At 71.8% G+C, this 24,835-nt stretch carries 20 protein-coding genes and 1 pseudogene; 13 read left to right on the forward strand and 8 right to left on the reverse strand.

Annotation, left to right across the window (positions count from 1 at the left end):
• Positions 1–87 precede the first annotated feature (87 nt).
• Positions 88–981, forward strand: a complete 894-nt coding sequence (locus ABZX65_RS10075; RefSeq protein ID WP_355336606.1) for a metal-dependent hydrolase — start codon at positions 88–90, stop codon at positions 979–981.
• Between the two features lie 28 nt (positions 982–1,009).
• A complete protein-coding gene (locus tag ABZX65_RS10080) occupies positions 1,010–1,960 on the forward strand; it encodes a MerR family transcriptional regulator (RefSeq protein ID WP_355336607.1) in 951 nt (316 codons plus the stop codon).
• A 32-nt stretch (positions 1,961–1,992) separates the two neighbouring features.
• Here ABZX65_RS10080 and ABZX65_RS10085 read toward each other — a convergent pair whose 3' ends face one another.
• A complete protein-coding gene (locus ABZX65_RS10085; RefSeq protein WP_355336608.1) occupies positions 1,993–2,889 on the reverse strand; it encodes an LLM class flavin-dependent oxidoreductase in 897 nt (298 codons plus the stop codon).
• A gap of 488 nt (positions 2,890–3,377) precedes the next feature.
• Between ABZX65_RS10085 and ABZX65_RS10090 the strand changes: the two genes are divergently transcribed.
• From ABZX65_RS10090 to ABZX65_RS10100, 3 genes are all read left to right on the forward strand, one after another.
• Positions 3,378–4,442: a hypothetical protein gene (locus ABZX65_RS10090; protein ID WP_355336609.1), complete on the forward strand. Its 1,065-nt coding sequence runs from the start codon at positions 3,378–3,380 to the stop codon at positions 4,440–4,442.
• 64 nt (positions 4,443–4,506) lie between these two features.
• Positions 4,507–4,755, forward strand: coding sequence for a hypothetical protein (locus ABZX65_RS10095; protein ID WP_355336610.1), 249 nt, complete (start codon positions 4,507–4,509; stop codon positions 4,753–4,755).
• On the forward strand, positions 4,752–5,153 hold the full coding sequence (locus tag ABZX65_RS10100; RefSeq protein ID WP_355336611.1) for a PIN domain-containing protein: 402 nt from the start codon (positions 4,752–4,754) through the stop codon (positions 5,151–5,153). Before ABZX65_RS10095 ends, ABZX65_RS10100 begins: the two co-directional genes overlap by 4 nt.
• 46 nt (positions 5,154–5,199) lie before the next feature.
• On the opposite strand, the pseudogene ABZX65_RS10105 reads toward ABZX65_RS10100, so the two are convergent.
• Positions 5,200–5,340 (reverse strand): annotated as a pseudogene (locus ABZX65_RS10105) (LLM class flavin-dependent oxidoreductase); the annotation flags it as partial.
• A 492-nt stretch (positions 5,341–5,832) separates the two neighbouring features.
• Between ABZX65_RS10105 and ABZX65_RS10110 the strand changes: the two are divergent.
• From ABZX65_RS10110 to ABZX65_RS10135, 6 genes are all read left to right on the forward strand, one after another.
• Positions 5,833–6,594, forward strand: coding sequence for an ABC transporter permease (locus ABZX65_RS10110; RefSeq protein ID WP_355336762.1), 762 nt, complete (start codon positions 5,833–5,835; stop codon positions 6,592–6,594).
• Positions 6,595–6,764: 170 nt separating this feature from the next.
• Complete coding sequence (locus ABZX65_RS10115; protein WP_355336612.1) at positions 6,765–7,844, forward strand: ABC transporter substrate-binding protein; 1,080 nt, start codon at positions 6,765–6,767, stop codon at positions 7,842–7,844.
• Positions 7,831–8,751: an ABC transporter ATP-binding protein gene (locus tag ABZX65_RS10120; RefSeq protein ID WP_355336613.1), complete on the forward strand. Its 921-nt coding sequence runs from the start codon at positions 7,831–7,833 to the stop codon at positions 8,749–8,751. The genes ABZX65_RS10115 and ABZX65_RS10120 overlap by 14 nt, the downstream gene beginning before the upstream one ends.
• A 266-nt stretch (positions 8,752–9,017) precedes the next feature.
• A complete protein-coding gene (locus ABZX65_RS10125) occupies positions 9,018–9,896 on the forward strand; it encodes a TauD/TfdA family dioxygenase (protein WP_355336763.1) in 879 nt (292 codons plus the stop codon).
• 225 nt (positions 9,897–10,121) lie between these two features.
• Positions 10,122–11,618: an MFS transporter gene (locus ABZX65_RS10130; protein WP_355336614.1), complete on the forward strand. Its 1,497-nt coding sequence runs from the start codon at positions 10,122–10,124 to the stop codon at positions 11,616–11,618.
• Positions 11,615–12,259: a TetR family transcriptional regulator gene (locus ABZX65_RS10135; protein ID WP_355336615.1), complete on the forward strand. Its 645-nt coding sequence runs from the start codon at positions 11,615–11,617 to the stop codon at positions 12,257–12,259. The genes ABZX65_RS10130 and ABZX65_RS10135 overlap by 4 nt, the downstream gene beginning before the upstream one ends.
• On the opposite strand, the gene ABZX65_RS10140 is transcribed toward ABZX65_RS10135, so the two are convergent.
• Positions 12,256–13,167 carry an amidohydrolase family protein gene (locus ABZX65_RS10140; protein ID WP_355336616.1) on the reverse strand — a complete coding sequence of 304 codons (912 nt, stop codon included), beginning with the start codon at positions 13,165–13,167 and terminating at the stop codon, positions 12,256–12,258. The two genes, ABZX65_RS10135 and ABZX65_RS10140, sit on opposite strands and share 4 nt — an antisense overlap.
• Before the next feature lie 190 nt (positions 13,168–13,357).
• On the opposite strand from ABZX65_RS10140, the gene ABZX65_RS10145 reads away from it, so the two are divergent.
• Complete coding sequence (locus ABZX65_RS10145) at positions 13,358–13,771, forward strand: DUF6344 domain-containing protein (protein WP_355336617.1); 414 nt, start codon at positions 13,358–13,360, stop codon at positions 13,769–13,771.
• Between the two features lie 416 nt (positions 13,772–14,187).
• Complete coding sequence (locus ABZX65_RS10150) at positions 14,188–15,081, forward strand: HAD family hydrolase (protein WP_355336618.1); 894 nt, start codon at positions 14,188–14,190, stop codon at positions 15,079–15,081.
• Positions 15,082–15,118: 37 nt separating this feature from the next.
• Here the strand turns inward: ABZX65_RS10150 and ABZX65_RS10155 are convergent, their stop codons facing one another.
• The 5 genes from ABZX65_RS10155 to hisC form a co-directional block, all read right to left on the reverse strand.
• Complete coding sequence (locus ABZX65_RS10155; RefSeq protein ID WP_355336619.1) at positions 15,119–16,978, reverse strand: GAF domain-containing protein; 1,860 nt, start codon at positions 16,976–16,978, stop codon at positions 15,119–15,121.
• A gap of 36 nt (positions 16,979–17,014) precedes the next feature.
• Positions 17,015–20,656, reverse strand: a complete 3,642-nt coding sequence (cydD, locus tag ABZX65_RS10160) for a thiol reductant ABC exporter subunit CydD (RefSeq protein WP_355336620.1) — start codon at positions 20,654–20,656, stop codon at positions 17,015–17,017.
• Between the two features lie 77 nt (positions 20,657–20,733).
• The gene (cydB, locus tag ABZX65_RS10165) at positions 20,734–21,744 is read right to left on the reverse strand and encodes a cytochrome d ubiquinol oxidase subunit II (RefSeq protein ID WP_355336621.1); all 1,011 of its coding nucleotides are present in this window, start codon (positions 21,742–21,744) and stop codon (positions 20,734–20,736) included.
• Between the two features lie 57 nt (positions 21,745–21,801).
• A complete protein-coding gene (locus ABZX65_RS10170; protein ID WP_355336622.1) occupies positions 21,802–23,316 on the reverse strand; it encodes a cytochrome ubiquinol oxidase subunit I in 1,515 nt (504 codons plus the stop codon).
• A 168-nt stretch (positions 23,317–23,484) separates the two neighbouring features.
• Complete coding sequence (gene hisC / locus ABZX65_RS10175; RefSeq protein ID WP_355336623.1) at positions 23,485–24,570, reverse strand: histidinol-phosphate transaminase; 1,086 nt, start codon at positions 24,568–24,570, stop codon at positions 23,485–23,487.
• Positions 24,571–24,835: the final 265 nt, after the last annotated feature.

A 24,835-nucleotide genomic window follows, 5' to 3' on the forward strand; every position in this document is an offset into this window, starting at 1 on the left:
CGCCGCCGGCTCACCACCGGCACCCTGCTGGCAGCACCGATCCCCACGCCGACACCGCCGATCTTCTCCGAAGGAGGACGCACCGCCATGAGTTACGCGATCAAGCCGCGCCGGGTCACGTTCGACTGGAAGCAGACCCCTCTGCACTGGATTCCGGGCGAGCCGACCGCGACGCACGTCATCAATGTGCTGCATCTGCTGCTGCCCGCGGGGGAGCGGTGGTTCGTGAAGGTGTTCAAGGAGGCGCTCCCCTACGTCAGTGACGAGCAACTGCTCAAGGACGTCAAGGGGTTCATGGGCCAGGAGGCCACCCACAGCGTGCAGCACGCGTATGTACTGGAGCACCTGGCCGAGCAGAATCTCGACACCAGCGGCTACACCAAGCACGTGGAGTGGATGTTCGACGTGCTGCTCGGCGAGAAGCCGCCGTGGGGCGCGCCGGTCACCCGGCGCGAGTGGCTGCGGTTCCGGCTGTCGCTGATCGCGGCGATCGAGCACTTCACCGCCGTCCTCGGCGACTGGATCCTGGACGCCGACGCGCTGGACGAGGTGGACACCGACGAGGTGATGCTGGACCTGCTGCGCTGGCACGGCGCGGAGGAGGTCGAGCACCGGGCGGTCGCGTTCGACATGTACCAGCACGTCGGCGGGGGCGGCGTGGGGCGGTATCTGCGGCGCGCGGAGGGCATGGCGTTCGCGTGGCCGACGCTGTTCTATCTGTGGGTGGTCGGGGCCCGCTACCTGATGCGGCACGACCCGGGGCTGGTCAAGGGCAAGTACCTGTTCAGGAACCACCGCGCCGCCGCCCGCCGCGGCCTGCTGCCGTCCTGGGCCGCGCTCAACGGGGCGATGCCCAGGTACCTGCGCCGGTCGTACCATCCGTCACAGGAGGGGTCGCTGAGGAAGGCCGTCGAGTATCTGGCCATGTCCCCCGCGGCCAGGGCCAGCGAAAGACCGGCGGGCCGCACCGCGGCCTCCTGACCACCGAGGAGTACGGAGGAGTGTGGGCGTGACCACCGCCGCCGAGCAGCGCGCGTACCGGATCGAGGACCTGTCCCATCTGAGCGGGACGACGGTCCGTACGATCCGCGCCTACACCGATCGCGGGCTGCTCCCGAAGCCGGAGCGCCGCGGCCGGGCCAATGTGTACGACGACACGCATCTGGCTCGGCTGCGGCAGATCGCCGATCTCCTGGAGCGCGGCTACACGCTGGCCAGCATCAAGGAGCTGCTGGCGGCGTGGGACGCGGGCACCGGCCTCGGCGGAGTGCTCGGCCTGGTCGGGGAGGTGGACCGGCCGTGGTCGGACGAGACGCCCGCGCGCATCAGCCTGGCCGAGCTGATCGAGGCGTTCGGCGGGACGGCGGATCTGACGGCCGTCGAGGAGGGCCTGCAACTGGGCATCCTGGAGCCGGTGCCGGGCAGCGACGAGGAATTCCTCGTACCGAGCCCCCAGGAGCTGGCGGTCGCCGCGGAGCTGCACGCCGCCGGTGTGCCGCTGCCCGCGATCACCGGCCATCTGCGGGAGCTGCGGGTCCAGGTCGAGCACATCTCGGAGCGGTTCCTGGAGTTCACCACGGAGTACGTCTTCGAGCGGTTCCTGCGCCACCCGCCGACCGACGAGGAGGCCGAGGAGGCGGCGGCCCTGGTCCGGCGGCTGCGCCCGCTGGCCCAGCAGACCGTGGACGCGGAGCTGGCACGCGCCATGCGGATGCTCGCCACCGAGCACGTACGCCGTCACCTCGGCGACGCCGTGCTCCCCGCGCCGCCGCCGCGCCCGGCCGCCGAGCCGCCCTCGCACGTCCCGGTGCCGCTCCCGGCGGCCACGGTCGCCGCGGTCCGGGAGCTGGTCGGGCCCGACCACGTACCGGAGTTCGTGACGGCCGCCGCCGACCGGGAGATCGCGGCCCGCCGCATGGACGCCCTGACCGACCGGCGCCCCGACGACCCGACGCACTGACGACCTTGCACACTGACCACCCGGCGCGCGGATCAGGCCAGTTGGGCGGGGGCCTCCAGGGCGATCCGCTCGAAGGCGGCGGGGTCGGTGTCGAAGTCGCTGTCGGGGATGGGCCAGTGGATGACCATCTCGTCGATCCCGGCCTCCGCGTGGCGGCCCGCGAAGTCCACGAAGGCGTCCACCGACTCCAGCGGGCGCCCCTGGTCAGGGGTGAAGCCGGTCAGCATCACCTTCGGCACCTTCAGCACGTCCCGCCCGGCCTGCGCACACGCCGCGCCCAGCCGTTCCACCTGCCCGCGTACCGCCGCCAGCGACTCCTCCGGCGTCCCCGTCTCGTACAGCGCCGGGTCCCCCGTCGTCACCCACGCCTGCCCGTACCGCGCGGCCAGCCGCATCCCCCGCGGTCCCGTCGCCGCCACCGCGAACGGAATCCTCGGCCGCTGCACACACCCCGGAATCGTCCGCGCCTCGTGCGCCGAGTAGAACTCCCCCTCGTACGACACCTGGCCGTTCGTCAACAGCCGGTCCAGCAGCCGTACGAACTCCCCGAACCGATCCGCCCGCTCCCGCGGCGACCACGGCTCCTGCCCCAGCGCCGTCGCGTCGAACCCGCTCCCCCCGGCACCGATCCCCAGCGTCACCCGCCCCTCGCTCACGTCGTCGAGCGTCATCAAGTCCTTGGCGAGCGTGACCGGGTGCCGGAAATTCGGCGACGTCACCAGGGTGCCCAGGCGCATCCGGCCGGTGACCGCGGCAGCGGCGGTCAGGGTCGGCACCGCGCCGTACCACGGCTTGTCCCGGAAGCTCCGCCAGGACAGATGGTCATACGTATAGGCGGTCCCGAACCCCAGATCCTCGGCCCGCCGCCACACCTCCCGCCCCTCGGCGGCCCAGCGGTAGATCGGCAGAATCACAACACTCAGACGCATATGAGCGACCCTATGTCGAACTGTGTCCGCGAGCTGGCAGGGTTGACGGCATGGAACCCCCCGCTGGAGCCGTCGACTCGAAAATCCAGATCGCGGACAGTTTCGACGTTCCGTTGTTCGTACGGCACAGTTCACCGCTGGCCCCGGCTCCTCGCCCCAATCCCGTTCAAGTCAGCCATGTACACAGTGCCTGGCCCACCCCTGGAGGGATTGCACCCGACGGCGCCTTTCTCGTCCGTACGACCTGGAGGGATCTCCTGGACGCCGCCACGACAGTGGGCAGGGACATCGCCCCGTGGCTGACCGCCGTGCCACACCTGGCGCGTCACGAGATCACCTCTCGAAGGCATCCTCTAGCGGCCTACTTGATCCGCCAGCGGACCATCGGTTCTCCGGGTCAGGGCTCCGGGCAGGAGATCGTACCCAGCGTTGTCTATACGCACGGAACCGAAGACTCAACGCGTTCGGCGTTCGGTTACCACATCGGCATGACGATGGCCGAATGGGCCTGCCGCGGTCTCATGGGTCTGGGGCCGACGACTCACGCGGAGAGTGCTGTGCCACCGGGGGCCACCGAGGAGTGGAAGAAACAGAAGAGTCTCCCGGATCTCTTTGGAGCGCATCCGGTGACGTCGGAACTCTGGCTGGTGGAGGCGAAGGGCGGCCGTCGCCTCCCGGTGAGCGCACGAAAGAAGGGCGCGCGGCAGTTGGCCGTTGAGGCGGTACTGCCGAGTCCGTACCGCAAGATCCTGTGCGGAACCAGCCTTGAGCGCCGGCTCTTCATGATGATCGACATTGAAAAAGATCTCCGGGCCGATGCCGCAGCCGCAGCCGCCGTGCCATCGAGCAGCGTGGACGAGGCCGATGAGGAGGCCTTGCGGAGGGATGACGACGTGTTGCTCGACCTGGCCAGGTCCAGACTGCTCACTTACCTCGCACTCAGCTCTCTACCCCGCGCCGCGCTGCGGCTGGCTCCGGTCGGAGCGGGAAGCGGTCGACGAAGTACGGCGGCAGCTGGGCTCGTACGACTGCTGGAGCGCGACAGCGGGACCGCGGAGCTTCGGCGGCAACTCGGACCCGACGCCATGACCGAAGCGGGCATTCGCAGGCACGAAGGCGTGGACATGTTGATCGCGAGGCTTCCCGGCTCGGATCTCATGCTCGGTCTGTCGCGACGACTGTACGGTGCCTGCCGCGCAATCGCTGAGGAAGAACGGGCCTTGGTCCGCCGCACCCAGGAGAAATTTCCCGAACTCCGCACGATCGAGGGCCTCCGGCCGGGGCGCAGTGAGATCGCTCTGAGCGACAGTCTCTACGAGCGACGAGTACGCGATCGCTCCGAATACCTGACCATGGCACGCAACCGGGAGCGGAGCAGGCTCGGTCAAGCGGCGCGCCGTGGCTTCGCCGATGGGGAGGAAACGTCGTGGCTGCAACTGACGGACGTGTCACCCCGACTCGTACTCCCGGACGCAAATGGCTACCTCGAGGCCGCCACGCCGGACACCTATCTGGCGGTGGAGCGCGAATCCATTGACGAGCAGACGGCCTGACCGCGTCGGCGGACGGACGCTGTCGCAGAGCCCCACCATGCGCATACCATAGTATGCTCGGACCATGGCTGATACGACGCGCATCACCGTGACTCTGCCCACTGAACAGGTGACAGAGCTGAAGAAGCTCACTGACAACGTCTCCGGTTACGTCGCCGAGGCAGTGGCCCGACAGATCCGGCATCAGCTGCTCGGCGCGGATCTGCGCAACCACGAAGAAGAGCACGGGGCCTTCAGTGAAGAAGAAGTGATGGAGGCCCGCGAACGGATTTTCGGCGCGGCGGAGTCCGCGGGTGGCGCGAGCGCCGCGTGAACCAGCACATCGAGACTGTCGTTCTGGACAGTGAAGGGCTGTCCGCATGGATCGCCCAGGACCGGAAGATCCTGACCCTGTTCAAGGTGTTCCACGAGATGGGCGCGGATCTGGTCATCAGTGCGAACACCATCGTGGAGGTCAGTCACTCGCGCGTGAACATGCCCCGCCTGCAGTGGGCCCTGTCCAGGGTCAAGGTGGAGCCGGTCACCGAGCAGACGGCCAAGGCGGCGGCGAAGCTGCTCAAGGCCGCCGGGCTTCACGGGCACAAATACGCGATCGACGCGACCGTCGCGGAAACGGCCCTACGGCAGACCGGCCCGGTCGCCATTCTCACCTCCGACGTCGACGACATGACCCGGCTCTGCGGTGAGCACGTCAGGCTCATCAGCCTCTGACCGTCGTTTCCGCAGGTCAGCTCGTGATGCATGAACGCGGCTTGGCCGACGTCACCAGGGTGCCCAGGCGCATCCGGGCGGTGACGGCGGCGGCGGCGGTCAGGGTCGGCACCGCGCCGTACCACGGCTTGTCCCGGAAGCTCCGCCAGGACAGATGGTCATACGTATAGGCGGTCCCGAACCCGAGGCCGGGCGCGTCAGGAGGGGCGGGGGCGGAGGGGTTCGTACCAGAGGGTGGACGGACTCTTGGTGCGGGGACGGGTCTGCTGTACAAATATGACCCATGAATCACGATCTTTTGGTGCGACGCCTGGTCATCGACCTGTGCCGACGCCCGGTTTCGTGTTGTCGCTGATCACGCGTCTCTGACGCCGCCCGCCGTTCGGTCCTCGACCCGGCGCGGCCCCTTTCCCGAACTTCGTTGAGCCCACCCCGTCGTGGGGCGTTCGGCTCTGCCCTTTTCCCCTTCTGCTCTCGCTCGGGGACAGTCGCCGCTGTCGCTTGACGTCGACCGCGCCTGCCCTGGCACCCCCATGGAGGCAGTCCGTTGTCCGCCACCTCACGCCTGCCAGAAGCCGGTCCCGCCGCGATATCCGACGAGCCGACCGATCCGGCCGAGCCGCCGGGGCGCGGCCGTCCTCGCGCGAAGGGCGTCTGGGCGCGCGTACGCCGTCTCGCGCTGCCGCTCGGCTCGCTCCTGCTCTTCCTCGTGCTGTGGCAACTGCTGGCGGCGAGCGGGAAGTGGAGCGAGGCGCTGGTGCCGCCCCCGGCCAAGGTGTGGGACGCGTTCATCGACGTGTCCACGACGCACGACGGGGTGCGGGGCTACAACGGCACCACTCTCATCGACCACTTGGCCATCAGCCTGCGCCGCATCGCGATCGGCGGCGGTATCGGCATCGCCCTCGGAGTGCTGTTCGGCCTGCTCATGGGCACGGTCGGCTGGGTGCGCTCGCTGTTCGAACCCTGGATCACCTTCCTGCGGACGCTGCCGCCGCTGGCGTACTTCTCCCTGCTGATCATCTGGCTGGGCATCAACGAGGAACCGAAGATCACCCTGCTGGCCATCGCCGCCTTCCCGCCCGTGGCGGTGTCGACCACCGCGGCCGTCGCCGCCGCGCCGCGCGGCCTTGTCGAAGCGGCCCACGCGCTCGGCGGGTCGCGGTGGGACGTCATGCGGGACGTCATCGCCCCGTCGGCGCTGCCGGAGATCCTCACCGGCGTCCGGCTGGCGGTCGGGGTCACGTACTCCTCCCTCGTCGCCGCCGAGCTGGTCAACGGGCTGCCCGGCATCGGCGGCATGGTCAAGGACGCCGCCAACTACAACAACACGCCGGTGGTGCTCGTCGGCATCTTCACCATCGGCGTCTCGGGGCTCGTCATCGACGGTCTGCTGCTGTGGCTGGAGCGCAGCGTCGTGCCGTGGCGCGGCCGTTCCTAGTTCCCGGCCGCCCGCCCGCCCCCGTCCGTGGCCCGGTCCCTCGCAGCCAGCAGCGAGCAGCCCGCGGCTCCGGGCCCCCGTAACCCGCGACCCGCGACCCGCAACCCGCAACCGGTACCCCGTACGCCCTTCGCCCCGCCCGTCCCCTCCTCGCACAGAAACGGCTCCCCATGTCTGCCTGGAAGCACCGAGTTCCCGTCGGCACCGCCGCCCAAGGACCCTCGCGCCGCCTGCTGCTCGGCGGTGCGCTGGCCGCCGCGGCCTCCGTCGCCCTCACCGCCTGCGGCTCGGACGGCGGCAGCTCGTCCGGCGGTTCCAAGCGGCTGCGCATCGGCTACTTCGCCTTCCCCAGCGGCGACTTGCTCGTGAAGAACCACAAGCTGCTGGAGAAGGCGCTGCCGGACTACAAGATCACCTGGATCAAGTTCGACTCGGGCGCCAGCGTCAACCAGGCGTTCCTGGGCAAGTCCCTCGACATCGGCGCCCTCGGCTCCAGCCCCTTCGCGCGCGGGATCTCCGGCTCCTCGCCGATCCCGTACAAGGCCGCGTTCATCCTCGATGTCGCGGGCGAGAACGAGGCGTTGGTGGCCCGCAAGAGCACCGGCATATCCGATGTGGCCGGTCTCAAGGGGAAGACGGTCGCGACGCCGTTCGCCTCCACCTCGCACTACAGCCTGCTGGCGGCGCTGGACGCGGCGGGCCTCAAGGCGTCGGACGTCAAGCTCGTCGACCTCCAGCCGCAGGCGATCCTCGCCGCGTGGCAGCGGGGGGACATCGACGCCGCGTATGTGTGGCTGCCGACCCTGGACGAACTGCGCAAGACCGGAACGCAGTTGATCAGCAGCAAGGAGATCAGCGCGGGCGGCAAGCCGACGCTGGACCTGGCCGTGGTCTCGGACGCGCTGATCGCCAAGGACCCGCACGCGATCGACGTGTGGCGCAAGGCGCAGGCGCAGGCGCTCGGGCTGCTCAAGTCCGACCCCGAGGGCACGGTCAAGGCCGTCTCCGCCGAGCTGAACATCAGCGCGGACGACGCCAGGAAGCAGCTCGCGCAGGGCGTGTTCCTCACCCCCGACGAGGTCGCCTCCGCCGCGTGGCTGGGTACGGAGGGGCAGCCGGGCAAGCTCGCGACGTATCTCACCGGCACCGCCCGGTTCCTGGCCGACCAGAAGCAGATCGACGCCGCGCCGTCCGAGGACGTCGTCGGCAAGGCGCTGTATCTGAAGGGGCTGCCCGATGTCCTCAAGTGAGACGGCGAGCGGGACCGTTGGCCGGACGGCCGACAAGACCACCGGGCCCGAGGCTGCCGCGGCTGCCGACGCCCCCCGCTCCGACACCACCCGCTCCGACGCCAACCGCTCCGACACCGACCGTGCCGACGCCACACCCGCCGCCGGGGTCATCGCGCTCGACCGCGTCACCCACCGGTACGGCAAGGGCGAGGAGGCGGTGACGGCCGTGGGACCGGTCGATCTGACCGTGCCCGCGGGCGAGTTCCTGGTGCTCGTCGGCGCGTCCGGCTGCGGCAAGAGCACGCTGCTGCGGCTGATCGCCGGATTCGAGCGGCCCGCCCACGGCTCGGTACGGGTGTCGGGCGTCGAGCCGCTGCCCGGCAAGGCGGCCGGCGTGGTGTTCCAGCAGCCCCGGCTCTTCCCGTGGCGCACGGTGAAGGGCAACATCGACCTGGCCCTGCGCTACGCCGGGGTCGACCGGGACCAGTGGCCCCGGCGCCGTGCGGAACTCCTCGCGCGCGTCGGCCTGGAGGGCACCGAGAAGCGGCGGATCTGGGAGATCTCCGGCGGCCAGCAGCAGCGCGTCGCCATCGCCCGCGCCCTGGCCGCCGACCACCCGCTGTTCCTGCTGGACGAGCCGTTCGCGGCGCTCGACGCGCTGACCCGCGAACGGCTCCAGGAGGACGTACGCCTGGTGACCGCGCAGACCGGGCGGACCACCGTCTTCGTCACGCACTCGGCGGACGAGGCGGTCTTCCTCGGCACCCGCATCGTGGTGCTGACCAAGGGGCCGGGCACCGTGGCCCTCGACCTGCCGATCCCGCTGCCGCGCGGCGACATCGACGCCGACGCGCTGCGCGACAGCGAGGAATTCGCCGAGCTGCGCGCCCGGGTCGCGCACACCGTGAAGGCCGCGGCGGCCTGATCCCTGGTCCCCGGTCCTCACGACCTCTCCATCCACGACACCCGCGCTCCGTATCGACGACATCCGCGACATCCGCGATACCCGCGACACCCGCGACACCCACACCATCCGCGACAGAGGAGGAACCACAGGTGAGCATCACCAGCGAGCAGCCCGCCGTAACCGACGCCGACCGTCCGACGACGTCGTCAAGGCCGTCCCCGTCATCAACGCCGTCCCCGTCGTCCCCGTCGCCGAGGGCGACCCCGTCGTCAACGGCGTCCCGTCTGCCGATCACCCCGCTCGGCCCGCGCTTCGGCGCGGAGATCCACGGCATCGACCTCGGCCGGCTGGACGACGGCCAGGTCACCGCGATCAGGGCGGCCCTCGTGGAGCACAAGGTGCTCTTCGTCCGGGGCCAGGACATCGACGACGCGGCGCAGATCGAGTTCGGCCGCCGCCTGGGCGAGGTCACCACCGGGCACCCGATCCACGACTCCGGCGACGTGGCCCCCGAGGTGTACGCCGTCGACAGCCAGGACAACGGCTTCGCGGACGTCTGGCACACGGACGTGACGTTCGTACGGCGCCCGCCGGCGATCTCCGTACTGCGCGCGGTGCTGCTGCCGCCCAACGGCGGCGACACGACATGGGCCGACAGCCAGCTCGCCTACGAGTCGCTGTCGCCGGGGCTGCGGGCGTGGGCCGACTCGCTGACGGCGGTGCACGACGGCACCCGCGAGTTCGGGTACTACCTGGCCCAGCGCAGGAAGGGCCGGGGAAACGTGTGGGAGGGAGAGGAGTACACCGAGCTGAAGCCGGTGGAGCACCCCGTGGTGCGGGTGCACCCCGAGAGCGGGCGCAAGGGGCTCTTCGTCAACCCGGGCTTCACCTCGCATGTTCTCGGGGTGTCGGACCACGAGAGCCGGGGGCTGCTCGACATCCTCTACGCCCACCTCACCAAGCCCGAGCACCTCGTACGCCACCGGTGGAGCGCCGGTGACGTGGCCCTGTGGGACAACCGCAGCACCGCCCACTACGCCAACCGCGACTACGGCGACCAGCACCGCGTCATGCACCGCATCACGTTGAGCGGGGACACGCCGGTCGGCCCCGTAGCAGGAGCCGGAGCAGGAGCCGGAGCAGGAACCGGAGGCGTGGGCTGACGGGCGGCACCGGGAAGTCCGCTCCGGCCCGCGCCGCCCGCGCCTCACCCGCCCCGCTCCCCCGCCCCCGGGCCTCGGACCCCGGGGGCGGGGCTGACCGCGCCGATCACCTCTGCTTATCATCAGGTGTAGACATCACATGTAGACATCGGCTGTAGGCATCGGTCCGCCCCTGTCGGGCGCACGCATCACACGGTGCCTCAGGGCCCGGGCGCGAGGAGCACGATGGAGTCGGCACGGTCGCGGGCACTGGTGCCCTGTCTGGCGTTCATATGCCTGGTCACCGCCGTGATCGGCAGCCTCGGGGCACCGCTCATCCCGTCCATCGCCTCGATGGACCACGTGTCCGTGACCGACGCGCAGTGGTCGCTGACGATCACCCAGCTGGTGGCGGCGGTGGCCACGCCCGTGATGGGGCGGCTCGGTGACGGGCCGCACCGCAGGACCGTCGTCGTCGGCACCCTCGCGCTGGTCGTCGTCGGCTGCGTGCTGGCGGCGCTCCCCCTGGGCTTCGCCGCGCTGCTCGTCGGCCGCGCCCTCCAGGGCATCGGTCTCGGGCTCACGCCGCTGACCATCGCCGTGGCCAGGGACGTACTGCCCGCCGCCCGCGCCGTTCCGGTGATCGCCCTGCTGTCGATCACCGCCGTGACGGGGGTGGGCCTGGGCTATCCGCTCACCGGTCTGATCGCGCAGGGCGGCGGCGTCCGCGCGGCGTACTGGTTCGGCGTGGCCGTCAGCGTGCTCGGCCTCGCCGCCGCCGCGTGGGTCGTCCCGGCCGCGCGGCATCGCGCCCGCGTCCGGCTGGACGGGGTCGGCGCGGTGCTGCTGGCCGTGGCCACCGCGTCGCTGCTGGTCGCGATCAGCGAGGGCGAGAGCTGGGGCTGGGCCTCGGCGCGCGTGGACGGCATGATCGCCGCGTCCGTCCTGCTCTTCGCGGGCTGGGTGTGGTGGGAGCTGCGTACGGATCATCCGCTGGTCACACTGCGGCTGGTACGTGACCGGGCGGTGCTGACCGCGAGCGTCGCGGCGGTGCTCGCGGGCGTCGGCATGTACCTGCTGCTGTCCACTGTCACCAGGCTGGTGCAGACGCCCGCCACCACGGGGTACGGGCTGGGCCGGACGGTGGTCGTGGCCGGTCTCGCCCTGACGCCGTTCTCCCTGGGCAGCTTCCTGGCCAACCGGCTCACCCCGGTACTGGTCCGCCGGATCTCGCCCCAGCGGGTCCTGCCGATGAGCTGCCTGGTGCTGCTCGCCGCGATGGCCCTGTTCACCGCATGGCGCGGGAACATGGCGCAGATCATGGCGGTCATGTTCGTCGCGGGCCTCGGCGTCGGGGTCATCTTCGCGGTCGTGCCGGGCTTCCTCGTCCGCGCGGTGCCCGCGCACGAGACGGGCAGCGCCATGAGCTTCAACCAGGTGCTGCGCTACATCGGTTACGCGGTCGGCAGCGCGCTGAGCGCGGCCGTGCTCGAAGCGCACACCGCGGAAGGCGCGGCGTTCCCCACGTCTGGTGGGTACAGTGCGGTGGGGCTGCTGAGCTGCGGCGTCTGGCTCGCCGCCGCCGTGGTGGCGGTGGCCGTGCCGTGGCGCCGACGCGGTTCGTCGGCACGGCCCGGCCCGTCGGCACGGCCCGCGGTGGCGGCCCAGACGCGCCCCCGGGTGCGGGCGCGGCCCGGCGAACACGACGACCTCCACGAACTGGACGGAACGGCCGCGGAATGAGTGGAACGACACCGGCCGACGAACGGCCCGCCGGGGCGGCCCAGCACCGGCGCGACGCGGCGGGCAGCCGCGAACGCCTGCTGAAGGCCGCGGGCGAGCTGTTCGCCGAGCACGGGTACGACCGCACCACCGCGCGGGCCATCGGCAGCCGCGCCGGGGTCGATCCGGCGATGATCGCCCGCTACTTCGGCGGCAAGGCCCAGCTCTACATCGCCACGCTGCGCACCAACGACGGCCCGGACGACATCGTCGACCTCCTCGACCCCGACCGTCTGGCGACCATCCTCGACCGCACCCGGCGCCACGGGCCCAACCCCGTCTACCAGGTCGCCGTCCGCCCCCACGAGGACCCGGCCGGTCAGCAGGCCACCCGCGCGGAGCTGCACCGCCGTGTCGTGGACCCCCTCCACCGGCGCCTGCTCGCCGAGGGCACCCCCGATCCCGCCCTGCGCGCCGAACTCATCGCCGCCGCCTTCATCGGCGTCGTCCTGGCCCGCGGCTCCGGCGCCTTCACCCGCCTCCCCGCCCTCCCCGACGCCGAGCTCCGCACCCTCCTCCTCCAGATGCTGACCCCCCAAGCCCCGAGCCCGGACCCCGACTCCGACCCGGACCCCGACCCAGATCCCAACGCCGCCCGCTAGGGGAGGGCCGGGAGGGCGAAGAGGCGGGCGGCGTTGTCGTGGCAGACGGCGCGGAGCCAGGCGGCGCCGAGACCGGTGGATTCCAGGGCGTGGAGGGCGTGGGCGTAGGGATAGGGGATGTTGGGGAAGTCCGTGCCGAGCAGGACGCGGTCGGCGAGGGCGGACAGGCGGGGCAGGGCCGCGGGCGGGAAGGGGGCGGCGGACTCGCTGAAGTCGGTGAAGGCCATGGTGGTGTCGAGCAGGACCCGCTCGTGCCGCTCGGCGAGGCCGAGGAAGTCCTCGTACTCCGGCATTCCCAGGTGGGCGACGACGAGCCGCAGCCGCGGGTGCCTGGCGAGCAGGGCGGCGACGGGGGCGGGGCCGGTGAAGGGGCCGGGGACCGGGCCGGAGCCGCAGTGGGTGACGACGGGAACGCCGGTGTCGGCGAGCAGGCCCCAGACGTCGTCGAGCAGCGGGTCGTTGGGGTCGTAGCCGCCGACCTGGAGGTGGCACTTGAAGACGCGCGCGCCCTGGGCGAGGGCGCGGCGTACGTCGTCGGGGGCGCCGGGCTCGGCGAAGAACGTCGCGGTGTGCAGGCAGTCCGGGGTGCGGGCGGCGAAGTCGGCGGCCCAGTCGTTCAGCCAGCGCGCCATGCCGGGCTTGTGCGGATAGAGCATCGAGGTGAAGGCCCGTACGCCGAAGCCGCGCAGGGTCTCGACACGCCGCCGCTCCTCCTCGCGGTACGCGATCGGCCAGGCGCGGCCGACGAGCGGGCCGGCCGCGTCGAAGTACGCCCACACCTTGGCCATGACGCGCTCGGGCATGAAGTGGGTGTGCACGTCGATGAGGGCGTCGAGGCCCAGGGCCTGGCGGAACGCGGCGACCTCGGCCTGTTCGCCGCGCCGGGGCGGCTCCTCGGGAGGGGACACGCCGCCACCTTATCCAGCGCCTCAGGACCGGCCGCGGCCCCGTCGGTGCGGGGCGGCACAGGACCCCCTTGGTCCGAATGAGTGGCGTTTATGTGTATATCCGCGAATCCGGGGTGCGGCTCCCACGATTCCGTGCCGTCTTCCTCATGATCGGAGAAGTCAGATTTCCGCACCAAGGAATCGAGAGGTCATGAACGTCTTCAAGAACGTCACCGCCTTCTGGAGCGCCTTCGTCGGCGTGCTCCTCAAGCTCGTCGCCGGGCTCGGCTTCGCCACTCCGGCCCGCACCGCCCGCGTCCACACCGCCGCCGACCAGGCCGCCGCCGTCCCGGCCGCGGCCGTCGCCGCGGCGAACGGTACGGGCGCCACGCCGACCCCCACCAGGACACCGTCCTGCGCCGCACTGCTGCCGGCCCCGCGCCCCAGCAGCCGCTCGCTGCCGCCCACGATGAAGCAGCGCATCAGGGCCGAGGCGCACGGCTCCTCCCCCTCCGCCCGCAGCATCGCCCCGGACACCGGCGAGGCCCTGCCGTACCCCGCCAGTCCGGCCCTCGCGGACCACGCCCTGACCAGCACCGCGGACGAAGCGGTGCTCGTCCGCTGAGCCGGACCGCGTACGTAGATCCCGTAGGTGGTCCCCGCACGGAGATCCCGCACGGAGATCCCGCAGGAACTTCCGGGACGCAGTCCCCGCACGAACCCCCCTTCCGTACAAGCTTCTTGTACGACCAGCACCGCACCGACCCCACAGATTTCTGCGCCCACAAGCGCAGCGCTCACCCTCGTCGCACCAGCAGCCGCACCAGCAGCCGCGCCGGCGGCCGCACCAGCCAGTCGTACCGTCAGCCGTATCCGCTGCCAGTCCGTCAGCCCGTACCCCTGCCGTGATCGCGTGACCCGCGCCCCTGTGACGCCCCCGGGAGCGATGGGATCAAGCCGGAATCGCGGCCGAAACGGGCTCGGCTGAGCGGGTATCCGCACCTTTGTGCGGGCGGGGCAAGGATGCGCAAGGATGGGCCCGTGACCTCAGCCAATGAGCCCAGCGGGCAGCATCGATCAGCGGACGTGTCGTCCGCCGCCTCCTACACCGCCCCTCCGCCGCGGCTGATCGCCACCGACCTGGACGGCACGCTGCTGCGCGACGACAAGACGGTGTCCCCGCGTACGGTCGCGGCGCTCGCCGACGCCGAGGCCGCGGGCATCGAGGTCTTCTTCGTCACCGGGCGCCCCGCACGCTGGATGGACACCGTCGCGGCCCACCTCGCGGGGCACGGCATGGCCATCCTGGCCAACGGCGCCTCCGTCTGGGACCTGCACAAAGGCGAGTTGATCGAGGCGTTCCCGCTGCCGGAGGACGACGCCCTCGCTGTCGCGCACGCGCTGCGCGCCGCCGTGCCCGGCACGACCTTCGCTGTCGAACGCGCCGACACCTTCTACCGCGAGCCGGACTACCCCCGCGTCATCGAGCCGGACTTCGGCCCCACGGCCCCGATCGAGGAACTGCTCGCCGTGTGCGACCCGCGCCAGCCGCTGCTGAAGCTGCTCGCCAAGCACCCGTCCATCGACCCGGACGAATTCCTCGCCATCGGGCTGAGCGTGGCGGGACAGCACGGCGAGATCACCCGGTCCAGCGACAGCGCGCTGCTGGAGATCAGCGGCGAGGGCGTCAGCAAGGCCACGACGCTGGCGCGATGTTGCGCCGAGCGCGGGGTGTCCGCCGCCGAGGTCGTCGCCTTCGGCGACATGCCGAACGACCTCGCGATGCTCGGATGGGCCGGTACGTCGTACGCCGTCGCGAACGCCCATCCCCGCGTCCTGGCCACGACCACGCACCGCACCGAGTCCAACAACGACGACGGGGTCGCCCGCGTCATCGAGCGGATCATCGCCGCCCGGCACGCGGACAGGCCCTAGCTTGTACGGGGACGGCCAGTCGCACCGCACCGCCCGGTCAGTCCGTACGCAGCGGCGCCTCCCACCGCACCGTCGTGCCCGCGCCCTCGGGGCCCGGCCCGAACTGGCTCGATCCGCCCAGCGATTGGGCGCGGCGGGAGAGATTGCGCAGGCCGCTGCGGCGGCCGGCCGGGGGGATGCCGACGCCGTCGTCGGTGGCGGTCAGGCGGACCGCGTCGCCGCCGCCGGGAAGGGTGGCGGTGGCGTCGAGGGTGATGTCGATGCGCGAGGCGCGGGCGTGCCGGAAGGCGTTGGAGAGGACTTCGCGCAGCGCCGCGACGAGGTTCTTGGCGGTGGGCTCGCCCACCAGCGCGTCGACCGGTCCGATGAAACGTACGGACGGCTGGAAGCCGAGCGGGACGGCGGCGGTGCCGACCTCGCGCAGGACGCGGGCGCGCAGTCCTGAGGGGGCGTCGTCGGGCGCCTGCTGGAGGGCGTAGACGGCGGTGCGCACCTCCTGGATGGTGGCGTCGAGTTCGTCGACGGCGTGGCCGATGCCCTCGCGCACCTCGGGGGTGCGGGCCCTGCGCCCCGCGCCCTCCAGCATCATGCCGGTGGCGAAGAGCCGCTGGATGACGAGGTCGTGCAGGTCGCGGGCGATACGGTCGCGGTCCTTGTAGACGGCGAGGCGTTCGCGGTCGCGCTGCACGTCGGCCAGGACGAGGGCGAGCGCGGCCTGGGCGGCGAACTGGGTGGCCAGTACGCGTTCGGCCTCGGTGAACGGACGGCCGCCGGGCTCGCGCGGCAGCGCGAGGATGCCGATGACACGGTCGTTGCTCCGCAACGGGAGCATCATGGTCGGCCCGAAGCGTTCCGCCAGCCGCGTGGTGGTGCGCGGGTCGGAGGCGGCGTCCGCCACGAAGACGGCCTCGCCGTTGAGGAGTTGGGCCGCGATCGGATTCTGCGGCGGGATGACGGTGCCGACCATGCCGGCCGGCTCGGCGGCGGAGGCCGCGACGACCTCGAGGCCGCCGTCCCCGGCCCCGTTCTCGTCGAGGCTCGGCAGCATGACCAGCGCGGCGGCGGACTCGGCGAGCTTGCGGGCCCACACCGCGACGACGTCGAGCGCGTCGCTGGTGCCGTCCCCGGTGAGCAGGGCCGTGGTGACGGCGGCGGCGCCGCTGATCCAGTGCTCGCGCTGCCGGGTGGCCTCGTACTGCCGGGCGTTGCCGATCGCGATCCCGGCCTCCATGGCGAGGATGCGCAGCATGGCGGTGTCCTCGTCGGTGAACTGCCGGCCGCCGCGCTTCTCGGTGAGGTAGAGATTGCCGAAGATCTCGGTGTGGACGCGGATCGGGACGCCCAGGAAGCTGCTCATCGGCGGGTGGCCGGGCGGCAGGCCCACCGCGCGGGCGTCGTCCGACAGGTGGGCCAGCCGCAGCGGCACCGGGTGCCGGATCAGCTCGCCGAGCAGCCCGGTGTGGCCGTCGGGCAGCGCGCCCATCCGCTCGGCGTCGGCCTCGTTGATCCCGTACGTGATGAAGTCCGCGAGTCCCGAGCCGTCCGCGTCGAGGACGCCGAGCGCGGCGTAACGCGCCCCGGCCAGCTCGGCCGCCGTCTCCACGATGCGGCGCAGCGTGGTGTGCAGCTCGATGCCGGTGCCGACCGAGACGACCGCTTCCAGCAGTTCCGGCAGCCGGACGGTGATCTGGGAGGCGATGCCCTGGAAGCTGAGGGTGGTCGGCTCGGGGGTCTCCCCGTCGCCCGGAGCGTCTCCGGAAGAGGTCGGTCCCGCGGGGGGTGCCGCGCCGTAGGCCGGGGCGTATGCCGGGGCGTCCTCGTCGTTCGGGGCCGCCCCGGCCGTCTCCTGGCGCGCTTCCTCGGGCGTCCCGCCGGGCGTCTCGCTGTCTGAGGCCATGAGCCGAGGTTATTTGGTGGCGTATGTCCGGGAAAGTCAGGCGGTGCCCGTGCCCACGAGCGAACGCGGTCCCGAGGCGGCGGCCGTGGCCCCCGCCAGAGCCGTGTCCGCGAGCCGTTCCCGCTCCAGGGTGCGGCGGAACGGCCCCTCGGCCGCCGCCAGTTCCTCGTAGCCGCCGCGCTGCACGACCCGTCCCCGCTCCAGCACCACGATCTCGTCGACCGCGCCGCCCGCGAGACCGGCCAGCCGGTGGGTGATCAGCAGCGTCGTACGGCCGCGCGTGGCGGCCAGCAGATCGGCGGTCAGGGCGTCGGCGGTGGCCAGGTCGAGGTGTTCCGCGGGCTCGTCCAGGACGAGGACGGGGAAACGGGCGAGCAGCGCGCGGGCCAGGGCCAGGCGCTGGCGCATGCCGCCGGACAGCCGGGCGCCGTGTTCGCCGACGAGGGTGTCCAGGTCGATGTCCAGCCGGGCGGCGGCCAGCGCCTCCCGGAGTTCGCCGTCGTCCGCGCCGGGGCGGGCGAGCCGCAGATTCTCCCGGACGGTGCTGTCGAAGACGTGCGCGTCCTGGGCGCACAGGCCGACGAGGCGGCGTACGTCGTCGCCGTCCAGGCCCGCCGCGTCCTGCCCCGCCAGCGTGTACGTGCCCGACTCGGTGTCCAGGAACCGCAGCAGTACGTGCGCGAGCGTCGTCTTGCCCGCGCCCGAGGCGCCGACGACCGCGATCCTGCGGCCCTCGGTGAGGGTGAGGCCGACGCCGTCCAGCGCCGGTGCGTCCTGGCCCGGGTGGCGGGCCGTCACCTCCCGTACGACCAGCGGGAACGGTGACGCGGGCGGGGGCGCGGGCCGCTCCGGCTCGCGTACGGGCAGCGGCGCGTCCAGCACCTCGCTCACCCGCGCCGCCGAGCGCCGGCTCCGCTGCCGCTGCTGGGCCGCGAGCGGCATCCCGGCGACGGCCTCGAAGGCGGCCAGCGGCGTCAGCACCAGCACGGCCAGCGCGACGCCCTGGAGGTGGTGGCCGCTGACGGCCCGGACGCCGACGTACGCGCACGCCGTCACCGTCACCCCGCTGACCAGCGCGGTCAGTCCGGCGCCGAGCGCGGTCGCGGCGGCCGAACGGGCCGCGATCCGGGTGAGCGTACGGTCGGCGCGCGCGGCGTCGGCGCGGCGGCGCGGGAGGGCGCCCGCCACGGTCAGTTCGGCGGTGCCGGTGAACAGGCCGAGGACGCGGGCGGACAGTTCGCCTCTGGCGGGCGCGAGGCGCGCCTCGGTGCGGCGGGCGACGGCGGCCGACAGCGCGGGGACGGCCACGCCCGCGGCGAGCAGCCCGCAGGCCAGGATCAGCCCGGCGGCGGGCAGCAGCCAGCCGGTGAAGGCCGCGGTCGCCACGGACACGAGGCCGCCGGTCAGCGCGGGCAGCAGCCACCGCAGATAATGGTCCTGGACGGCGTCCACGTCCGCGACCAGGCGCGAGAGCAGGTCACCGCGGCGCGTCCCGCCGAGTCCCGCGGGCGCCAGCCGCTCCAGCCGCCGGAACACCGCCACCCGCACCCCGGCCAGCGCCCGGAACACCGCGTCGTGCGCCACCAGCCGCTCGCCGTAACGGAACACGGCCCGCCCGATCCCGAACGCCCGCGTCGCCGTCACGGCCACCATCAGATACAGCACCGGCGGCTGCTGCGACGCCCGGCTGATCAGCCACCCCGACGTCGCCATGAGCCCCACGGCCGACAGCAACGCCGCCGCCCCCAGCCCGACGGCCCCCACGAACCGCCCCCGCGCCCCGCCACCACGAACGCGAAGCGCCTCCGGCCCGGACCGCCCCACCACCCCCACAGCCGCCCGCCGCACCCGCAGCCCCACCCGCCAGAGAACCCCGCCATCCGCCACCACAGGCGTCGCCGTCGCCGCCGCGCGAGCCGCCGCCGCGACCGGCGTGGGCTCGGACGGGGTGACGTCCCCCGCCGAGACCACCGTGCCGCCAGGCACCCGGCCCGTCGCCGCCGACGCCCCGTCCCCCGCCGCGGTCGGGTCGCCGTCGACGGCGGAGATGCGGGGCGGGCGGAGGGAGAGGACTTTCGTGGCGAGGGGGAGGAGCGCGGGGCGGTGGGCGATGAGGAGGACGGTGCGGGTGGCGGTGAGGCGGTGGAGGGTCGTGACGATCTCGGCCTCGGTGGCGCCGTCGAGGTTGGCGGTGGGCTCGTCGAGGAGAAGCAGGGGGCGGTCGGCGAGGAAGGCGCGGGCCAGGGCGATGCGCTGGCGCTGACCCGCGGAGAGGTTCGCGCCGTCCTCGGTGAGGACGGTGGCGGGGGAGACGAAGGAGAGCGCGTCGGCGTCGGCGAGCGCGGTACGTACGGCGGCGTCGTCGGCGTCGGGCCGGGCGAGCCGTACGTTGTCGGCGACGGTCCCGGCGAACAGGTGCGGGTGCTGGGGGACCCAGGCGATCCAGCGGTGCCAGTCGGCCGGGTCGATCGCGGCGAGGTCGGTGTCACCGACCAGAATCCGCCCCTCGGCGGCGGGAACGAAGCCGAGCAGCGCGTTGAGCAGGGTCGTCTTCCCGGCCCCGCTGGGCCCGGTGACGGCCACCGTCTCACCCGGCGCGAGGGTGAACGTCGTCGCGGCCAGCGACCCGCCCTCCCGTACGACCAGCCCCTCGACCGTGATCGCGGCACCCCGCGGATCCGGCGCGGCGGCCCGCCCCCGTACCGCACCCGCCCCGGTCCGCGGCGAGGTCTCCAGCACCTCGAAGACCTGCTCCGCCGCCGCCAGCCCCTCGGCCGCCGCGTGGTACTGCGCGCCCACCTGCCGCAGCGGCAGATACGCCTCGGGCGCGAGGATCAGCACCAGCAGGCCCGTCCGCAGGGACAGCTCGCCGTGGACGAGCCGCATGCCGATCCCGACCGCGACCAGCGCGACGGAAATGGTGGCGAGCAGTTCGAGGACGAAGGAGGACAGGAACGCGATCCGCAGCGTCTTGAGCGTGGCCCGCCGGTACTCGCCGGTGATGGCGCGGATGTTGTCGGCCTGCGCCTTGGCCCGGCCGAAGACCTTGAGCGTGGGCAGCCCCGCGACGACGTCGAGGAAGTGCCCGGACAGCCGGGCCAGCAGCTTCCACTGCCGGTCCATCCGCTCGCGGGTCGCCCAGCCGACCAGCACCATGAACAGCGGGATCAGCGGCAGCGTCACCGCGATGGTGGCGGCCGAGATCCAGTCGGCGGTGACGATCCGGGCCAGCACGACCGCGGGCACGACCACCGCGAGGCCGAGCTGCGGCAGATACCGCGAGAAGTAGTCGTCCAGCGCGTCGATCCCGCGGGTGGCGAGCGTGGTCAGCTCACCGCTGCGCCGCCCGGTCAGCCAGCCGGGGCCCAGCGCGGTGGCCCGCTCCAGCAGCTGCCCGCGCAGCTGCGACTTCACCGCCGCCCCCGCCCGGTGCGCGCACAGCTCGGTGAGCCAGCCGACCAGCGCCCGCCCGACGGCGACCGCCACCAGCCACGCGAGCGTCCCGCGCAGCTCCCCGACACCCTCCCCGTCCCGGAACCCGCCGACCACCACATCGGCGATCAGCACCGCCTGGGCGATGATCAGCCCCGCCCCGGCCAGCCCGAGCAGCACCGCCCCGGCGAGGAAGACCCGGGTCGTACGCGCGTACCGCAGCAGTCGCGGATCGACAGGTTTCACGTGGAACATCTCCCTTCGGTCAGTGACCGGCTGTCAGCGATCGGCCCTCAGTGATCGGCCCTCAGTGACCGGTCGCGTCAGTGACCGGTCGCCGCGCCCGCGATGTGCTGGGTGCCGATGCGCTTGCGGAAGACCCAGTACGTCCAGCCCTGGTAGAGCAGGACGAGGGGCGTGGCGATGCCCGCGCACCACGTCATGATCCGCAGCGTGTACGGCGTGGAGGAGGCGTTGGTGACGGTCAGGCTCCAGGCGTCGTTCAGCGAGGACGGCATGACGTCGGGGAAGAGCGTCAGGAAGAACATGGCGATGGTCGCCGCGACCGTGACGCCGGACAGCGCGAACGACCAGCCCTCGCGTCCCGCGAGATTGGCGCCGAGGGCCCCGACCAGAGCGACGACGGCGACGATCAACGCGGGCAGGCTGCGGCCGTCGCCGTGCGCGGCCTGGGTCCAGGTCAGGAAGGCCAGCGCGAGGAGCGCGGTGAGCACGCCGACGCGGGTGGCCAGCGCGCGGGCCCGGTCGCGGATGTCGCCGAGGGTCTTGAGCGAGGCGAAGACGGCGCCGTGGAAGGTGAAGAGGCTCAGGGTGACGAGTCCGCCGAGGATCGAGTACCCGTTGAGCAGGTCCCAGAAGTTGCCGACGTACTCCTTGTTCGCGTCGATCTTCACGCCCCGCACGATGTTCGCGAAGGCGACGCCCCAGAGCAGCGCCGGGACCAGGGAGGTCCAGAAGATCGCGTTCTCCCAGTTGCGCTGCCAGCGCTCGTCGTCGCGCTTGGCGCGGTACTCGAAGGCGACGCCGCGCACGATCAGGCAGACCAGGATGATCAGCAGCGGCAGGTAGAAGCCGGAGAAGAGGGTGGCGTACCAGTCGGGGAAGGCCGCGAAGGTCGCGCCGCCCGCCGTGAGCAGCCACACCTCGTTGCCGTCCCAGACCGGGCCGATGGTGTTGATCAGGACCCGCTTCTCGGTACGGTCGCGGGCCAGCAGCTTGGTCAGGACGCCGATCCCGAAGTCGAAGCCCTCAAGGAAGAAGTAGCCGGTCCACAGGACCGCGATGAGGACGAACCAGACGTCGTGCAGATGCATGTCGCACTCCTCTCAGTCAGTACGGAACAGTCGGTACGGAACAGTCGGTACGGACGCTCAGTACGAGAAGGCCATCGGGCGGTCGGCGTCCGCGCCGTCGTCGTCGCCGCCGATCCGGGTGGGGGAGCGGCGGTCGTCGTCGGTGAGCTCCGGCGGCCCCGCCTTGGCGTACTTCAGGAGCAGCCGCACCTCGACGACGGCGAGAGCCGCGTAGAGGAGGGTGAAGACGATCAGGGAGGTGAAGACCTCGCCGGTGGAGACCGTGGGGGAGACCGCGTCGCGGGTGCGCAGCACGCCGTAGACCACCCAGGGCTGGCGGCCGGTCTCGGTGAAGATCCAGCCCCAGGAGTTGGCGATCAGCGGGAAGGCCATGGTCCACAGGGCGATCCACCAGTACCAGTGCGTGAGCCGGGGGCCGATCTGCCCGTTCCTGGTGAGCATCAGGTGCGGGACCTCGTCGTCGCCCGTGCGGTGCGCGGGCGCGAGCCAGAACTTGCGGCGGGTGAGCCACAGGCCGGCCGCGCCGACGCCGATCGAGACGACGCCGAAGCCGATCATCCAGCGGAAGCCCCAGTAGGCGACGGGGATGTTGGGCCGGTAGTCGCCGGGGCCGTACTTCGCCTGCTCTCCCTTGTTGACGTCGTTGATGCCGCCCACGTAGGCGTTGAAGTTGTCGGTGGCCAGGAAGGACAGCAGGTTCGGAATGTCTATGGCCACCTTGTTGTGGCCCTTGTTGACGTCGCCGACCGCGAAGATCGAGAAGGGCGCGCCCTTCTGGCCGTCCCACAACGCCTCGGCGGCGGCCATCTTCATCGGCTGCTGCTTGAACATGACCTTGCCGAGGGTGTCGCCGCTGATCGCGGTGAGCGCGCCCGCGACGACGGCGACGACCAGGGCGAGGCGCAGCGAGGAGCGCATCACGGAGATGTGCTGCTTACGGGCCAGGTGGTAGGCGGCGATCCCGATCATGAACGCGGCGCCGGTGAGGAAGGCGGCGGACATGGTGTGGAAGAACTGCGCCAGCGCGGTGTCCTGGGTGAGCACCGCCCAGAAGTCGGTGAGTTCCGCGCGCTTGGTCGTCGGGTTGTAGCGGTAGCCGACCGGGTGCTGCATCCAGGAGTTGGCGGCCAGGATGAAGTACGCGGACAGGATCGTCCCGATCGAGACCATCCAGATGCAGGCGAGGTGGATCTTCTTCGGCAGCTTGTCCCAGCCGAAGATCCACAGGCCGATGAAGGTGGACTCGAAGAAGAAGGCGATCAGTGCCTCGAAGGCGAGCGGGGCGCCGAAGATGTCGCCGACGAAGCGCGAGTAGTCCGACCAGTTCATGCCGAACTGGAACTCCTGGACGATGCCCGTCACCACGCCCATGGCGATGTTGATCAGGAAGAGCTTGCCCCAGAACTTGGTGGCCCTCAGGTACTTCTCGTCGCCGCTGCGCACCCACGCGGTCTGGAGTCCGGCCGTGAGCGCGGACAGCGAGATCGTCAGCGGCACGAAGAGGAAGTGGTAGACGGTCGTGATGCCGAACTGCCATCGGGCGACGTCCAGTGGACCCATTGCGAGTTGCACGATCCGTCTCCTTTTCTCCTACAACCCGATCAGCTTGTGAACGTGAATACATTCACAAGCTCAGTATTACGCACAGCAGTTCGCCCCCTGCAACCGGGGGGTCGCAAGGGGCGAAAGCGCAGGTGGGAGTGGGTTTCGGGGGATCGTGCCGACGGGCGCGCCGCCGCGTCACAGCTCCTTGCGGAAGCTTTCGGCGGTCCGCAGCAGCAGATCGTTGGCCTCGGTCTCGCCGATGGTGATCCGTACGCCCTCGCCCGCGAAGGGGCGGACGGTGGTGCCGGCCCGCTCGGCCGCCGCCGCGAAGTCCGTGGTGCGCTCCCCCAGCCGCAGCCAGACGAAGTTGGCCTGCGTCTCGGGCACCGTCCAGCCCTGCGCGGTCAGCGCCTCGACCACCCGGGTCCGCTCGGTGACCAGGCCCGCGACCCGCTCCAGCAGCGCCGGCTCCGCGCGCAGGCTGGCGACCGCCGCGTCCTGCGCGAGCTGGCTCACGCCGAAGGGCACCGCCGTCTTGCGCAGCGCAGCCGCCACCGGCTCGTGCGCCACCGCGAAGCCGATCCGCAGGCCCGCCAGGCCGTACGCCTTGGAGAAGGTCCGCAGCACCGCCACATTCGGACGGTCCCGGTACAGATCGATTCCATCGGGAACATCGGGGTCGGTGATGAATTCGCGGTACGCCTCGTCCAGCACCACCAGGATGTCGGACGGCACCCGGTCGAGGAATCGTTCCAGCTCGGCCCGGCGCACCACCGTGCCGGTCGGATTGTTGGGATTGCAGACGAAGATCAGCCGCGTGCGGTCGGTGACCGCCGCCGCCATCGCGTCCAGGTCGTGCACCTCGTCCGCGTCCAGCGGCACCTGCACCGGCAGCGCGCCGCTGATCCGGGTGATGATCGGATACGCCTCGAAGGACCGCCAGGCGTAGATCACCTCGTCGCCGGGGCCCGAGGTCGACTGGAGCAACTGCTGGGCCACGCCGACCGAGCCGGTGCCGGTCGCGACGTGTGCCTCGGGCACGCCGAAACGTCCCGCCAGCTCGGCGGTCAGCGCCGAGCAGGCCAGGTCGGGATAGCGGTTGAACGTGGCCGCGGCGGCGGTGGCCGCCTCCAGCACACCGGGCAGCGGAGGGTACGGGTTCTCGTTGGAGGACAGCTTGAAGGCGGGCCCGGCCTGGGCACCGCTCTCGTCCACGGCCGGGGGTCGCCCGGGCTTGTACGTGGGGATGCCGTCCAGTTCCGCGCGCAGCTTGGGGGTCATGGCCACACCCTACGAGCGCCCGCGCCCCCTGTGGAGGTGCGGTACCCGCGATCGACTGTCGATACCGGGTCTGAGCCGCCCATGGGGGCACCCCCGGACGGAGTCCGGGGGAGAGAAGGCGGCCAAAAAAAGGCACCCCGCGTCCCTCGTAGGAGTGAGTTGACGTCACTCCTGTCGGTGGACCAATGGACGGGCATCGGCCGCACCCGCGCCGGTATCACCCACAAGGCACGCCCTGCCGCCTGCATATTCCACCTTGCATACG

The sequence above is a fragment of the Streptomyces sp. NPDC003300 genome (genome assembly GCF_040610915.1).
Lineage (GTDB): Bacteria > Actinomycetota > Actinomycetes > Streptomycetales > Streptomycetaceae > Actinacidiphila.

What these genes read in the sequence shown, in the direction of transcription:
- ABZX65_RS10145 (WP_355336617.1), top strand. Translation starts at nt 13,358, where the DNA reads ATGAACGTCTTCAAGAACGTCACCGCCTTCTGGAGCGCCTTCGTCGGC.
- ABZX65_RS10095 (WP_355336610.1), top strand. Translation starts at nt 4,507, where the DNA reads ATGGCTGATACGACGCGCATCACCGTGACTCTGCCCACTGAACAGGTG.
- ABZX65_RS10090 (WP_355336609.1), top strand. Translation starts at nt 3,378, where the DNA reads ATGACGATGGCCGAATGGGCCTGCCGCGGTCTCATGGGTCTGGGGCCG.
- cydB (WP_355336621.1), bottom strand. Translation starts at nt 21,744, where the DNA reads ATGCATCTGCACGACGTCTGGTTCGTCCTCATCGCGGTCCTGTGGACC.
- ABZX65_RS10130 (WP_355336614.1), top strand. Translation starts at nt 10,122, where the DNA reads ATGGAGTCGGCACGGTCGCGGGCACTGGTGCCCTGTCTGGCGTTCATA.
- hisC (WP_355336623.1), bottom strand. Translation starts at nt 24,570, where the DNA reads ATGACCCCCAAGCTGCGCGCGGAACTGGACGGCATCCCCACGTACAAG.
- ABZX65_RS10115 (WP_355336612.1), top strand. Translation starts at nt 6,765, where the DNA reads ATGTCTGCCTGGAAGCACCGAGTTCCCGTCGGCACCGCCGCCCAAGGA.
- ABZX65_RS10135 (WP_355336615.1), top strand. Translation starts at nt 11,615, where the DNA reads ATGAGTGGAACGACACCGGCCGACGAACGGCCCGCCGGGGCGGCCCAG.
- ABZX65_RS10075 (WP_355336606.1), top strand. Translation starts at nt 88, where the DNA reads ATGAGTTACGCGATCAAGCCGCGCCGGGTCACGTTCGACTGGAAGCAG.
- ABZX65_RS10085 (WP_355336608.1), bottom strand. Translation starts at nt 2,889, where the DNA reads ATGCGTCTGAGTGTTGTGATTCTGCCGATCTACCGCTGGGCCGCCGAG.
- ABZX65_RS10120 (WP_355336613.1), top strand. Translation starts at nt 7,831, where the DNA reads ATGTCCTCAAGTGAGACGGCGAGCGGGACCGTTGGCCGGACGGCCGAC.
- ABZX65_RS10155 (WP_355336619.1), bottom strand. Translation starts at nt 16,978, where the DNA reads ATGGCCTCAGACAGCGAGACGCCCGGCGGGACGCCCGAGGAAGCGCGC.